14 protein-coding genes are annotated in these 13,374 nt (G+C 70.9%); 7 read left to right on the top strand and 7 right to left on the bottom strand.

The genetic code is table 11. The features are described 5' to 3' along the window. Positions 1-15: 15 nt before the first annotated feature. Positions 16-1,053: a zinc-dependent alcohol dehydrogenase family protein gene (locus tag ABFJ78_RS37025; RefSeq protein ID WP_436392098.1), complete on the bottom strand. Its 1,038-nt coding sequence runs from the start codon at positions 1,051-1,053 to the stop codon at positions 16-18. A 67-nt stretch (positions 1,054-1,120) separates the two neighbouring features. Beyond that, entirely contained in the window at positions 1,121-1,729 is a 609-nt protein-coding gene (locus ABFJ78_RS37020; RefSeq protein ID WP_436392097.1) for a DoxX family membrane protein, read from the bottom strand. 199 nt (positions 1,730-1,928) lie between these two features. Between ABFJ78_RS37020 and ABFJ78_RS37015 the strand changes: the two genes are divergently transcribed. Next, positions 1,929-2,768 (top strand): universal stress protein, encoded by an 840-nt coding sequence (locus tag ABFJ78_RS37015; protein ID WP_436392096.1) that lies wholly within the window; start codon positions 1,929-1,931, stop codon positions 2,766-2,768. Here ABFJ78_RS37015 and ABFJ78_RS37010 read toward each other — a convergent pair. After that, a complete protein-coding gene (locus tag ABFJ78_RS37010; protein ID WP_436392095.1) occupies positions 2,723-2,959 on the bottom strand; it encodes a PLD nuclease N-terminal domain-containing protein in 237 nt (78 codons plus the stop codon). The two genes, ABFJ78_RS37015 and ABFJ78_RS37010, sit on opposite strands and share 46 nt — an antisense overlap. Positions 2,960-3,107: 148 nt before the next feature. Between ABFJ78_RS37010 and ABFJ78_RS37005 the strand changes: the two genes are divergently transcribed. Continuing rightward, the gene (locus ABFJ78_RS37005) at positions 3,108-3,770 is read left to right on the top strand and encodes a CBS domain-containing protein (protein WP_436392094.1); all 663 of its coding nucleotides are present in this window, start codon (positions 3,108-3,110) and stop codon (positions 3,768-3,770) included. A gap of 95 nt (positions 3,771-3,865) precedes the next feature. Next, positions 3,866-4,225, top strand: a complete 360-nt coding sequence (locus ABFJ78_RS37000) for a group I truncated hemoglobin (protein WP_436392093.1) — start codon at positions 3,866-3,868, stop codon at positions 4,223-4,225. Between the two features lie 49 nt (positions 4,226-4,274). On the opposite strand, the gene gap is transcribed toward ABFJ78_RS37000, so the two are convergent. Further along, positions 4,275-5,288, bottom strand: a complete 1,014-nt coding sequence (gap, locus tag ABFJ78_RS36995; protein ID WP_436392092.1) for a type I glyceraldehyde-3-phosphate dehydrogenase — start codon at positions 5,286-5,288, stop codon at positions 4,275-4,277. 158 nt (positions 5,289-5,446) lie between these two features. Between gap and ABFJ78_RS36990 the strand changes: the two genes are divergently transcribed. The 3 genes from ABFJ78_RS36990 to ABFJ78_RS36980 are packed head-to-tail and all read left to right on the top strand — an operon-like array spanning position 5,447 to position 7,555. After that, positions 5,447-5,944 carry a universal stress protein gene (locus tag ABFJ78_RS36990; RefSeq protein ID WP_436392090.1) on the top strand — a complete coding sequence of 166 codons (498 nt, stop codon included), beginning with the start codon at positions 5,447-5,449 and terminating at the stop codon, positions 5,942-5,944. Position 5,945: 1 nt separating this feature from the next. After that, positions 5,946-6,734 carry an ATP-binding cassette domain-containing protein gene (locus ABFJ78_RS36985; RefSeq protein ID WP_436392088.1) on the top strand — a complete coding sequence of 263 codons (789 nt, stop codon included), beginning with the start codon at positions 5,946-5,948 and terminating at the stop codon, positions 6,732-6,734. Beyond that, positions 6,731-7,555 carry a slipin family protein gene (locus ABFJ78_RS36980; RefSeq protein ID WP_436392087.1) on the top strand — a complete coding sequence of 275 codons (825 nt, stop codon included), beginning with the start codon at positions 6,731-6,733 and terminating at the stop codon, positions 7,553-7,555. Before ABFJ78_RS36985 ends, ABFJ78_RS36980 begins: the two co-directional genes overlap by 4 nt. 18 nt (positions 7,556-7,573) lie before the next feature. Here ABFJ78_RS36980 and ABFJ78_RS36975 read toward each other — a convergent pair whose 3' ends face one another. After that, complete coding sequence (locus ABFJ78_RS36975) at positions 7,574-9,010, bottom strand: pentapeptide repeat-containing protein (protein ID WP_436392085.1); 1,437 nt, start codon at positions 9,008-9,010, stop codon at positions 7,574-7,576. A gap of 82 nt (positions 9,011-9,092) precedes the next feature. Beyond that, positions 9,093-10,352: an NAD(P)/FAD-dependent oxidoreductase gene (locus ABFJ78_RS36970; protein WP_436392083.1), complete on the bottom strand. Its 1,260-nt coding sequence runs from the start codon at positions 10,350-10,352 to the stop codon at positions 9,093-9,095. 140 nt (positions 10,353-10,492) lie between these two features. Here ABFJ78_RS36970 and ABFJ78_RS36965 point away from each other — a divergent pair, with 140 nt between their 5' ends. Further along, positions 10,493-12,007, top strand: a complete 1,515-nt coding sequence (locus ABFJ78_RS36965) for a WS/DGAT domain-containing protein (protein ID WP_436392082.1) — start codon at positions 10,493-10,495, stop codon at positions 12,005-12,007. Here ABFJ78_RS36965 and ABFJ78_RS36960 read toward each other — a convergent pair whose 3' ends face one another. Next, positions 12,008-13,369 carry a wax ester/triacylglycerol synthase family O-acyltransferase gene (locus ABFJ78_RS36960; protein WP_436392080.1) on the bottom strand — a complete coding sequence of 454 codons (1,362 nt, stop codon included), beginning with the start codon at positions 13,367-13,369 and terminating at the stop codon, positions 12,008-12,010. Positions 13,370-13,374: the final 5 nt, after the last annotated feature.

The raw sequence follows: 13,374 nt of genomic DNA, 5'->3' as shown, positions 1-13,374 counted from the left end.
GGCCGCTTTCCCGTTTCAGCTGCGGAACAGCGCGACCTTCAACGCGTTGCTGTCCTGCGGGTGGGCGAAGACGTCATACGCCTCGTCCATCTCGTCGAGCCCGAACCGGTGCGTGACGAACCGGCTCGTGTCCAGCCGGCCGGCCGCGAGCATCCGCAGCAGCATCGGCGTGCTGGCCGTGTCGACCAGGCCCGTGGTGATCGTGACGTTCTTGATCCACAGCTCCTCGAGGTGCAACGTCGCGGGCGCGCCGTGCACGCCGACGTTCGCCACGTGGCCGCCCGGGCGGACCAGCCGGGTGCACAGCTCGAACGTCGCCGGGACGCCCACCGCCTCGATCGCCACGTCCGCGCCGAGCCCGCCGCTCGCCTCGGCCACCGCGGCGGCCGCGTCGCCCGGCTGCACCAGCACGTCCGCGCCGAACGACTTCGCCGCGTCGAGCCGGGCCGGCTCCTTGTCCACCACGATGATCGTGCTCGGGGCGAACAGCTGGGCGTTGGTGATCGCGGCCAGCCCGATCGGCCCGGCCCCGACGATCACCACGGTGTCACCCGGCTTGACGCCGCCGTTGCGGACGCCGACCTCGTACGAGGTCGGGACGATGTCGGCCAGCATCAGCGCCGACTCGTCGCTCACCCCGGCCGGCAGGACGTACGTCGAGGTGTCGGCGAACGGGACGCGCGCGTACTCGGCCTGGACACCGTCGGTCGTATGGCCGAGGATCCAGCCCCCGCCGCCGAGGCACTGGCCATAGGCGGCCTGCCGGCAGTACTCGCACCGGCCGCAGGCGGAAATGCAGGACACCAGGACCTTGTCGCCGGGTTTGACGCCGGTGACGGCGGAGCCGGTCTCGGTGATCGTGCCGACCGCCTCGTGGCCCAGGATCCGGCCGCGCTCGACCTCGGGCACATCGCCCTTGAGGATGTGCAGGTCGGTGCCGCAGATGGTGACCGCGTCGACCCGGACGATCGCGTCGGTCGGCGCGGTGAGCTCGGGGTCGGCGTGGTCGGTCCAGCTGCGCCGGCCCGGTCCGTCGTACACGAGTGCCTTCATCGTTGTTCCTTTCGGGCAGGGGAAAGGGCGCCCGCCGATCGGCGGGCGCCCTGGGGAGCGAGGGTGTTCAGCGCAGCCACTTGCGGTCGCCGACGAGGTCGGCCCAGCGACGGCCGAACCCCCACGTGTTCCCGGCCGCCGCGGCGGCCAGCGCGATCAGGACGAGCGCGTAGACGATGTGGTAGTCGACGATCGGGTTGGTCGAGTGCGTCGCCTCGCCGGTGCTCATGGTCTGCGCGAGCGGCCATTCGGCGGCCCACATCATGAGCATCATCAGCGCGCCGGCGGCCGCGCTCAGCCGCAGCCCGACGCCGGCGATGACGGCGATGCCGACACCGGCCAGGCCGAGCATGAACAGCCAGTCGGCCCACCACGTGCCGGCCCAGGAGTGGAACATCGACTCGAACGGGCCGACGTGGACGCCGCTCAGGAAGCCCTTGGTCGGCGAGCCGCCGTTGATCCAGGCACCCTTCGACGGGGTTGCGTAACCCCAGCCGAAGAGCTTGTCGAGGAACGCCCACAGGAAGACGAACCCGGTGGCGATGCGCAGGACGGCCAGGGACTTCCCGGCGACGGTGGGGCCGGCGACGAAATCGGGGATCGGTGCCGGTTCGGTGACCCGGTGAGCCCGGGGTGGGGTGGGAGCCGTCTTCTTTTCGTCCGGCTGGATGGACATGGCAAACCTCCGTTCCTTCGGTGCTGCGGTCAGTTTGTTCCGGTGCCACCACGGTTTCCGGAGTCGAAAGTCCCCGGCCGGGAGGTCCTTGGGTGCCCGTCGCCGGGGGAAGGACCGAAGTCCTTCCGGAACGGGGCGGAAGCCTCACGCGGGCGAGGGCGGCAGCCGGTTGACTTCCCGGAGGCGAAAGGGGAATCGGATGAGCGGCACGGAACTGGTGGTCGGCGTCGACGGCTCGGCGGGAGCGCTCGCGGCGGTGCAGTGGGCCGCGCGCGTCGCCCGGGCACGGCGGCTCGGCCTGCGCCTGGTGCACGCGCTGCCGGAACTGCCCGCGCCCTACCCGAGGGCCGATCCGACGTACGAGCAGCTGCTGGAAGCGGCCGGGACGCAAGGACGGATCTTGCTCGCCGAGGCTGGTGCCGCGGTTTCGGGCGTCGAAGCCGAAACGGTGCTGCGGCCCGAACGCGCCGCCGACGCCCTGGTGGCCGAATCCGGCGGCGCCGCGATGCTCGTGCTCGGCACGCCGGGGCTTCGGCCGCTGGGCCGGGTCCTGGTCGGGTCGGTCACGGTGGCCCTCGCCGCGCACGCGCGGTGCCCGGTCGCGCTGATCCGTCCGCACGCAGGTGAGGACGAGCCGCCCACCGACGGGCCGGTCGTGGTCGGTGTCGACGGCAGCCCCGCGAGCGAGGAAGCCATCGCGGTCGCGTACGAGGAGGCGTCCTGGCGGGGCGCCACGCTGATCGCGGTGCACTGCCACCACAACGGCCGGTGGGGCACGAGTGAGGAGTACGCACGGGAACTGCTCGCCCAGCGGCTGGCCGGGTGGGGCGAGAAGTACCCGGACGTCGTGGTGGGCCACGAGGTCGTGGCCGGCCGGGCGGCCGAGCGGCTGCCGGACTTCGCCGACCGGGCCCAGCTGCTGGTCGTCGGCAGCCGGGGCCGGGGCGGGCTGCGCGGTTTGGCTCTGGGGTCGACGAGCCAGTCGCTGATGTCCTACGCGCTCTGCCCGATGGTGGTGGCGCGCCCGCGGGCGAAGTAGAGCACCGGGCCGACGAAGTTCACCGCGATCACCAGGGCCCAGAGCCATTTCGGGCCGCGGACCCGGGTGGCGGGCCGGCGCGCGAGGTCCCACCAGGCGGCCGCGGCGAGCAGCAGCTGGACACTCGCGGCGAGGCGGATCCGGCCGCGCTGCCGGGGACTCAGGTCGTGCCACCGCTTGCGGTCGTTCATCGGGATCTCCTTTCGACGGGTGCTCCAGGCAAGGGCATCGGCGGGCACGGGCAAAGGGGCGAAAGACCTTTCGGCCGGGGACCCTCGCCCGCAGCCCGGTTCCGGTGGGGTTCCTAACGTGAAGTGAACCGTCTGACGGAGGTGTGCGATGCGCGGTCCGCAGGTGTCGGATCTGATGACCTGGCCGGTCGTGACGGCCGGTCCCGGAACGACGTTCAAGGAACTCGTCTCGTTGCTGGCGGAGCACGGCATCGCCGCGATCCCGGTGCTCGACGAACGCCGGCGGCCGATCGGCGTGGTCGACGAGGCGGACCTGCTGGCCCGTCACGGCAGCGAGGGCAAGCAGAAGCCGGTCTTCCGGAAGCGCCGGGTGTGGACCAAGGCGCAGGGGCTGACCGCGCGCGAGCTGATGACCCGGCGCGCGCCGACCGTCGGCAAGGACGAGCCCGTGGCCGGTGCGGCCCGGCGGCTGGTGGAGGCGAAGCTGCGCCGCCTGTACGTCGTCGACGGCTCGGGCCGGCTGATCGGGGTCCTTGCCCGCCGGGACGTCCTGCGCGCCTTCCTGCGCCCGGACGAGGAGCTCAAGGAGATCGTCGAGCGCGAGGTGCTGCAGCGGTCGATCTGGGCGGATCCGTCGACGGTGACGGTTCAGGTCGACGACGGCGTCGTGACGCTGAGCGGGGTGATCGACCGGCGCAGCGAGGTGGAGCGCGCGGAGTGGCTGACCGAGTCCGTGCCGGGCGTGGTCGCGGTCCGCAACCGCCTGAAGTACCCCCAGGACGACGGCGCCGCCGTGGCTTCCGAGCGGTGAGAACCACCTAACCGCCGGGTGACGGTGATCTTACGCGCCGGAAACCTTCCCGCGGTTCCCTGGCACCACGGTGACCAGGATGCGCGGGAGGCGACTTGACCAGCATCTTCGAGCAGATCGGCGGCCACGAAGCCCTGACGGCCGTCGTCGACGACTTCTACGAACGCGTTCTCGCGGACGCGGAACTGGCGGTGTTCTTCCGGGGGACGAACATGTCCCGGCTGAAGGGCATGCAGGTGGAGTTCTTCTCCGCGGCGCTCGGCGGCCCGGAAGAGTACCGCGGACGGTCCATGAAGGACGTCCACCGCGGGCGGGGCATCGCTCAGCACCACTTCGACCTCGTCGCGAAGTACCTGGCCGATGCCCTGCTCGCGGCGGGGGTGCCGGAGGAGACCACGCAGGACATCATCGGCGCCATCGCGCCGTTGTCGCCGGACATCGTCTCCCCGGCCTGATGGGGGCGGGTGCCCGCCGGGCCGCGTCACCGGCGGGCGCCCGGGACACTCAGCCCAGCGATCGCCCGATGAGCTCCACCAGCTCGACCGTCCGGGTCGCGTAGCCCCACTCGTTGTCGTACCAGCCGAACACCTTCGCCAGGTGCGCGTCGGCCTTGGTCAGCTGGGCGTCGAACACGCAGGACGCCGGGTCGCCGATGATGTCGCGGGACACGATGGGGGCCTCGGTGTAGCGCAGGATGCCCTTGAGGTCGCCGTCGGCGGCCTCCGCGAAGGCATTGTTGACCTGTTCGGCCGTCACCGGGCGCTCGAGCTCGACCGTCAGGTCGGTCAGCGAGCCGTCCTCGACCGGGACGCGGACCGCGACACCGTCGAGCTTGCCGGCCAGCTCCGGGAGCACCAGGCCGATCGCCTTCGCCGCGCCAGTGCTGGTCGGCACCACGTTGACCGCCGCCGAGCGGGCGCGGCGCGGGTCCTTGTGCGGCCGCTCCAGCAAGGCCTGGTCGCCGGTGTAGCTGTGGATCGTGGTGAGCAGGCCGCGGCGGATGCCGAACACGGCGTGCAGCACCTTCACCATCGGCGCGACGCAGTTGGTCGTGCAGGAAGCGTTCGAGATGATGTGGTGGTTCGCGGGGTCGTAGTCGTCTTCGTTGACCCCGAGCACGATCGTCGCGTCGACGTCCTTGCCGGGGGCGGAGATCACGACCTTCTCGGCGCCGGCGGCCAGGTGCACGCCGGCGGCTTCGCGGGTGCGGAACTTGCCGGTCGACTCGACGACGACGTCCACGCCGTACTCGCCCCACGGCAGCTGGGCCGGGTCCGCGGTGGAGGAAACCTGGATCAGGTGGTCGCCGACGCGCAGCGCCTCGCCGTCGACGACCTCGACCGGTGTGCGCAGCCGTCCGTAGGTGGAGTCGTGCGCGAGCAGGTGCGCCAGCATCTCCGGGGACGTGATGTCGTTGACCGCGACCACTTCGATCGGGCTGTCCGGGGTCTCCAGCACGCACCGGAGGATGTCGCGGCCGATCCGGCCGAATCCGTTGATGCCGAGCCTTACCGTCATGGGTCTCTCCCTGTCGTCGTCGCCTCCCGTCGATGGTTCTCCGGCGGCGCGCACCGCCCGTAGGGCCCAAGGTCCTCGCAGGTCGGGCAGAACGACTGCTTCGCCCGGCGCGCGGGAGGAGTTCGCTGAAGGTGCAGGGGACTGTGGAAGGAGCGGTGATGACGGAAACGACCGCGAAAGGCCGGATCGTCGTCGGTGTCGATGGTTCCGACGCCGGCACGGCCGCGCTCGTGTGGGCGGCCGTGCAGGCGGCGGTCAGCGGCGCCGAACTGGACGTCGTGACGGTGTGGCTGCACGATGCGATGCTCGACGACGCGTCCGTGAACCGGACCCTGGAAGAAGCCCGGCGAGTGCACTTCCACGAGCTGGAAAAGCTCGTCGCCGCGGTGACCAAGGACCTCACGGGCGTGACCGCCCGGTGCTTCGCCCCGGACGGCGATCCCGCCGGGGTGCTGACCGAGCGGGCGAAGGACGCCACCATGCTGGTGGTCGGCAGCCACGGCAAGGGCAAGGTGCGTGCGGCGCTCGCCGGTTCGGTGAGCAGCGCCTGCCTGCGGCACGCGACCTGCCCGGTCGCCGTGATCCCGCCGCCGGCGCGCACGCCGGACAGCCCGCTTGGCCGTCGGCTGGCCGAGGTCACCGGGGAAACGGCCTGACGTGCGCACCATCGCCGACCCGCCGTTGCTGCGTGTCCGTGGCCTGACCAAGAAGTTCGGGCCGGTGCAGGCACTGGCCGGCGTCGACCTCGACGTCCCGGCCGGCCAGGTGACCGCGCTGGTCGGTGACAACGGCGCGGGCAAGTCCGTGCTGATCAAGTGCATCGCCGGCATCCACGTCCCGGACGCCGGCGAGATCACCTGGCAGGGCCGCGAAGTGCGCATCCGCACGCCGCGGGACGCCGCCGCGCTCGGCATCGAGACGGTGTACCAGGACCTGGCGCTGTGCGACAACCTCGACATCGTGCAGAACATGTTCCTCGGCCGGGAAAAGGTCCGGCACGTTTCGCTCGACGAGGACCGCATGGAGCTGGCCGCGAAGGAGACGCTGCACAGCCTGGGCGTGACGACGGTGACGTCGGTCCGCCAGCCGGTCGGCTCGCTCTCCGGGGGCCAGCGCCAGGCGGTGGCGATCGCGAAAGCCGTGTTGTGGCACTCGAAACTGGTGATCATGGACGAGCCGACCGCGGCGCTCGGCGTGCAGCAGACCGAAGTCGTGCTGCAACTGGTCGGCCGGCTCGCCGAGCGCGGCCTCGGCGTGGTCGTGGTGTCGCACAACATGAACGACGTCTTCGACGTGGCCGACCGGATCGCCGTGCTGTACCTGGGCCGGATGGCGGGCGTGTCCGCCACCGGCGAGCTGACCAAGGAATCGGTCGTCGACCTGATGACCGCGGGCCGCTCCGACCGCTGGAGCGTCCCGGCCCGAACGAAGGGAGTGGCGTCATGATCGGCTGGTGGATCGCGGGTGCGGTCGTTGTCGTCTTGCTGGCGCTGTCGATCCGGATCGTCAAGCAGTACGAGAGGGGGGTGCTGTTCCGGCTGGGCCGGGTGGTCGGGGTCCGTGAGCCCGGGCTGCGGTTCATCATTCCGGTGATCGACGTGCTGCGCCGGGTGTCCCTGCGGATCGTCACGATGCCGATCCAGTCGCAGGGCATCATCACCCGCGACAACGTCAGCGTCGACGTCTCGGCGGTGGCGTACTTCCGCGTGGTGGACGCGACGAAGTCGGTGGTCGCGATCGAGAACGTCTACGCGGCGATCGACCAGATCGCCCAGACGACGCTGCGGAAGGTCGTCGGCCAGCACACCCTGGACGAGACGCTGGCGGAGACCGACAAGATCAACTCGGACATCCGGCAGATCCTCGACGTGACCACCACCGAGTGGGGCGTCGACGTGACCCTGGTGGAGCTGAAGGACATCCAGCTGCCCGAGACGATGAAGCGGGCGATGGCCAAGCAGGCCGAGGCCGAGCGGGAGAAGCGAGCCAAGATCATCAACGCCGAGGGTGAAGCCCAGGCCGCCGCGGCGCTGGGGACGGCGTCGGACACGATGATGGCGCACCCGCTGGCGCTGCAGCTGCGGAACCTGCAGACGCTGATGGAGATCGGGGTCGACCACAACAGCACGGTGGTGTTCCCGGCGCCGCTGATGAGCACGATCGGCGAGCTGGGCACGTTCCTGGCCCGCGAAGCGGCCGCTGCCGCCCCGCCGGCCGCCCCGGCGGCGGTGGTCAACGGTGAAGCGGCGGTCCCGACGCCTCGGTGATGTCGTCTCGGCTGGCCGCTATCCCGCCAGGTGCTCGTGCAGGGCCTCCGGCGGGGCCGTGTCGAACCTGGCGTCTCGGAAATCGACGAGTCGACTGTCTTCGAATTGCACTTTGTCGAAATCGGTTTCGCCAATGAAGTGTGTCCTAATGAATTCGGTAGTGTTGGCGAACGTTGCTCTTTGGAAGGTCGCTGCCGTCAAGGTCGCGTCGGCAAAGCTGGTGAACTTGGTGAATGTGACCCCGTCGAAGACTGCTCGGCTGCCGAAATTTGCCTCGGCGAACCAGGCGTCATCGCGAAACTCCGCATTGGAGAACACTGTGTAGCCGGTGAATTTCGCCGCTCCAAACGATGCTTCACCTAAGAAGTATGCTCTATTGAATTGAGTTACACTGGAAAATTCGGAGCTGCTGAAGTTTGTCGGTTCGAAGAATCTGGCGGCGTTAAACTTGGTGTCGGCACGGAATCTTGATCGAGAGAAGCTGGAGTAGCTGTCGAATTTGGTGCCGACAAAGCCGGTGCGTGCGGTGAATATCGCACCGTCGAAGCTGGTGCGCCCAGTGAAGAGTGCGCCGTCGAATCGGGCGGCCCCGACGAAAGTTGCGGCGGTGAAAATGGCCTTTCTGATGACGACGTCGTCAAGTTCGATGTCGAAGAGGGTTGCGCCGGCGAGGTCAAGGTCGATGTCCGACCAGAATAGGGGGTCGGCGTCTTCGGGATCGCCTGGCCAGAGGTGCCCGAAGACGATCTTCTGTGCAGTCAGCCGGACTTCCTTCTCTTGCTGTGCATCAATCGAAAGACTGACTCCCGGTCGGGCGGTGGTCGTGACGGTGTCGCGGACTGTCGAAGTCCTCAGTAGTGAGCGGTGCACGCCGCGGCGTTGGGTGGGCTGTTCAACAGGTGTCACGGGGTAGGGCGCCCGTAGGTACGCGCAAATCACGTCCACAACGGTCTGCCGCTGACCGACGTTGTCCTGCGCCACACGCTCAAGAGCGTAGAGAGCGCCGTGCCTGACCGCAGCCTTTTCGGACCCCAGCTGCTCGACGGCTTTAAGGTAGAGGTCGGTGAGTCGACGTTCGCGTGCGTCGTGCTCGGCGTGTGTAGCCGCACGGTCGGCTGCAGCCGCGTTTTGGGCCGCTACGCGTTCCGCCAGCTGGTGCGCCTCGTACTTCTGCAGCAGATCGAGTTCTGTCGAGCGCTGCCGCCGAACCGCCAGCCACAGAGCAAACGCACCACCGGTCCCGACGCCGAGGGTCCCCGCCGTCCTGAGAGCGTCCAGCTGGGTCGGAGTGACGCTACTGCTGAGTAGTCGCCATGCCACGACGGCAGCTACCAGGCACATCGCCGGGATGCCGACTGCGACGACCCAGCGGGGAATCGGGCGCAGCTGGGGCTTGGTCGCCGGTGCCAGGCTTGCTACGGAGTCCGGCTGTGCGGAATTCGTCGGCTCGGTCACCGAGCAACTATCGCATCGTCAAGGTGGCCGATGCGCGGGACGTGCCCGAGGACGCCTTCTCGCGGTAAGAGGCGCCTCAGGCTCATCGGGCGAGCCAGCGGGTCGCGCCGCGCAGGCCGAACGCCATCGAGTCCCAGCCCGCCCCCGCGTGCACCGGTAGCCCGGCGCGGAACCGGCCCGGCACGTAGGAACCGAGAGCCTTCTTGCCCAGCCGCCAGACGGCCGACGTGCCGACGCGGTAGGCCTCGAGCGCCTCCGGATCGACGACGACCGGGCGGACGGGATCGCCGGTCACCGACAGCGGCACCTGCGCGAACGTCGCCTTGTCGAACATCTCCAGCACGCACATGCTCACCGGCTCGAACCCGGGCCCCGGCAGGTGCACTCCGGCGTCGGCGGCGATCTGCCCGGCCACCGCCTGGGCCTGCAGGAGAGCCAGGAACGCCTGTTTGACCGGGAAGTCGCCGGCGTCGCCGGGTGCGTAGACGCCCGGGTGCCCGAGCACCTCGCGCCTGCTCTCCTCGCAGACGAGGAAGCCGCGGTCGTCGGCCGGAAGGTTTTCGAAGCGCTGCGCGGCGACGTACGGCGGGAACGCCACCAGGAGGTCGAATTCGTGCGTGGTGCCGTCGGTGAAGGCCACTTCGAGCTCGCTGACCTTGTCGGGTTCGACGCCGGTGCGGCCCTCGATGCCGCGGGCGGCGAACTCGGCGGCCACCACGTCGTGCAGCTTGGGCCCGAACGCCTGCACGTAGCTCTTCTCCGAGGTGGCGAAGGCGATCTGGACGTTGTCCCGGACCTCGCGGCGGCGCAGCCAGGTGTCGAGCATCAGCGCGATCTCGTACAGCGGGCCGGCGCACTTGTTGCCGGGCGGTACGAGGAACAGGACCTGCTGCAGCCGGCCGTGCCGGGCGTGCTGGGCCACCCACTGCAGCTGTTCGCCCAGCGCGTGCAGCTGCCCCGGCGTCCACACGGTGCGCGCGTACTCCGCCAAGCCGGGCACCTCCTCGGGGCGCATCGCGGCGCCGGTGGCGATGACCAGGTGGTCGTAGGGAACCGGTTCGTGGGAGGTGTGCACGAAGCCGCGGTCGGTGTCGACGCCTTCGGCCTTGGCCACGCGGGCCTCGATCTCCCGGCGCCGCAACGGTTTCCCGAGCGGCACGTGCAGCGGTGCCTCGCCCGCACCGAAGGGCAGGTAGATGCCGTTGGGGCGGAACAGGAAGTCGTCGCGGTCGGAGACCAGGGTCAGCCGGACGCGGTCCGGGTTCGCCAGCGTGCGCAGCGCGAACGCCGTCTCCAGCCCGGCGAACCCGCTGCCCAGGACGACTACGTGGGTGGGGGACATGAGTCTTCTCCGATGCTCCGGTGGTCGGCAGACGCCTTCACGATGCGCCCGGACGGGGAGCGGAGGGAGGGTCCTCGGCCGCGCGGGCGGAGGACTTCCGGCCCTTTTCGCCGGATCCGGTGCCGCAGCACAGTGGCAGGGTGCCGAACACGCGGAAAACCGTCGGGCCGCACCGCCGGATACCGGCGCAGGACAGCCTGTGGCTGCACCTGGACCGGCCCGAGAACCTGATGATCGTCACCTCGGTGCTCTGGACCCGGACACCGGTGGACCCCGCGCGGCTGCGGTCGCTGGTGTCCGACCGCCTGCTCGCGCGGTACCCGGTGTACTTCCAGCGCGCCGTCCGGCACGGCCGCACCCTCGCCTGGGAAACCGATCCCGCCTTCGACCTGGGCCGGCACCTCGTCGTGCACGACCTTCCGGCGCCTACCGACCAGGCGGCCTTGCAGGCGTTCGTCGCGGCGCGGCGCGGCGAGCCGCTCGACCGGCAACGTCCACTGTGGACCATCGATCTGCTGCAGGGCTACCGCGGCGGCAGTGCGCTCGTGTGCCGCACCCACCACGCGATGGCCGACGGCATCCGGTTGACGCAGGTCCTGTTCAGCCTGCTGGACCCCGTCGAGAGCGAGACCGCTCCGCACGCGAAGGTCGGCGGCGCCGGACCCCACCGCGAACCGGTGGCCCAGCCCGTGGTCCGGCTCGGTGCCACCGCGCTGCGCGTCCTCGGTGACACCGGTGCCAAGGTCCAGCTGCAGGCCGCCCGTGTGCACCCGGTGCTGGAATCAGCGGTCGCCCTCCCGTTCCTCGGCGCGACCGCGGCGGTGGGGGCCACGGGCGCGGTCGCCGGCTTCCTGGTGTCGGCCCTCGACGGCGGTCCTCGGCGGGCGGTCGACACGGTCGCGAGCGCGGCGACGACGCTCTGGCACAGCGCGACCGGGACCGGCGACCTGCTCGGCCCGTCCACGGCCACCGGCCTGTGGGACGGTGAACCGGGCGTCGAGAAGACCGCGGCGTGGGGCGACCCGGTCCCGCTGGTCGCGCTCGGCCGGATCGGCCACGACACCGGGACGACGATCAACGACGTCTGCACCGCGCTCGTCGCGGGAGCCCTCGACCGGTACTTCGCGGCCCACGGAACGGCCCGGCCGGGGCCGTCGGACCTCGGCTGGCTGATCCCGGTGAGCCTGTCGTCGTTCGACGACGAGCTCCCGGCCACGCTCGGCAACCACTTCTCCCTGGTACTGGCTCAGCTGCCGCTCGGCCGCCGGACGTTCACCGAGCGCCTCGCCGAGGTCCACCGGCGGGTCGCCCGGATCCGCGACTCCTTCGAGCCGGTGCTGACGTTCGGGGTGCAGTACGCGATCGCGCGGAGCCCGGCGCCGGCCGGGTTGCCGCTGAGCCGGTTCTTCGCCGGCAAGGCCGTCGGCGTGCTCACGAACGTGCCCGGCCCGCGGGCGCGCATGACGCTGGCGGGCGCGGAGGTCGACGGCATCGTCGGCTGGGCGCCGTGCAGCGGCCGCCAGGCGATCACCATCTGCATCTTCAGCTACGCCGGCCAGGTGCGGTTCGGCTTCGGCACCGGCCGCAAGCTGATCCCCGACCCGCAGGCGCTGGTCGACGCGCTCGCCGCGGAGTTCGCCGCTGCGGGCCGGTGATCAGCGGGCCGCGGCCAGCAGCGCCGGGAACTCCCGTCCGATCGCCTTGGCGAGCACGTCGGTGTCCGGGACGGCATCCGCGTCGGCCGTGATCCCGAACGTCACTTCGCCGGCGTAGCTGAGCATCGCCACGCCGATCCGCACCCGCAGCGCAATGGGCACGTACGGGTGGATCCGGACGATCCGGCGGCCGAGTGCGGACAGCGGTTCGGCGGGGCCGCGAACGTTGGTCGTCACCGTGACGATGTTGCGCTGCGGCAGGTGCGCGGCCGCCCGGATCGCCCACGCGACCGGAGCGAACGGCTCGCGCGCCGCAGTCGCGGTGACCAGCGCGCCGGCGTCGGCCTCCTTGGCGGCCTTCAGCGTGCCCAGCCTCCGGTGTACCCGGACCAGCCGCTGGGCCGGGTCGGGCAGGTCGAACGGCAGCAGCGGCAGCAGGAGCGAGACCTCGTTGTCGAGCGCCGTGCCGGTCCGCACGGACACCGGCACCAGCGACCGCACGCTGTCGGCGGCGGGGGTCTCGCCGCGCTGCAGCAGCAGTTCCCGGAACCCGCCGGTGACCGCGGCCAGCAGGACGTCGTTCACCGTGACGTCGAAGGCCCGCGCGACGGCCTGGACGTCGGCCAGCGGCACCGACGCGGTCGAGTAGCGCCGGTCGCGCCCGAGCGGGCCGGTCAACGGCGTCGGCGACACCGGCAGCAGCGCGGACGTCATCGCCGCGAGACCGCGGGCGGCGTCGCTGACGCGGCGGGCCAGCCGGTTCGGGTGCAGCAGTGCGCGGGCGAGCAGCCGCGACTGGGTCCAGGGCGTGCGCAGCAGCGAACCGGCCGCGTCCAGCAGCAGCTTGACCGCACCAGGGTCGGCAGCTTCGGCGGCGGGCCGCGGGTCGGCCGGGGCGTCGCCGAAGAGGACGGTCTGCAGCCGCGTCGCCGCCAGCCCGTCGGCGAGGGCGTGGTGCACCTTCGTCAGGATCGCCCAGCGCCCCTCCGGCAAGCCCTCGATCACCCAGAACTCCCACAGCGGCCGGTCGCGTTCGAGCCGTTCGCCCATCAGCAGCGCGACCAGCTCGCAGAGCGCGGACTCGTCGTGCGGCGCCGGGAGCGCGACCCGCCCGAAGTGTGCGGGCGGGTCGAACGCCGGGTCGTCGATCCAGACCGGCGGCCCGAGGTCGAACGGCACCGTGCGGACCTTCTGCCGGTAGCGGGGAATCCCGGCCAGCCGCGCGAGCACGGCCGCGACGAACTCGTCGTGGTTCGGTACCGGTCCCTCGGCGATCGCGACCGAGGCGATGGCCAGCGACGATCCCGGGTCCTCGTCCTCGATCTCGAGGAAGGCCGCGTCGAGCGGGCTGAGCCGGTCCATGACGT

Origin of the sequence: Amycolatopsis sp. MEPSY49 (assembly GCF_051337345.1) — a bacterium.
In the GTDB taxonomy this organism is placed as follows: domain Bacteria; phylum Actinomycetota; class Actinomycetes; order Mycobacteriales; family Pseudonocardiaceae; genus Amycolatopsis.
This window is presented reverse-complemented; position numbering and strand designations above follow the sequence as displayed.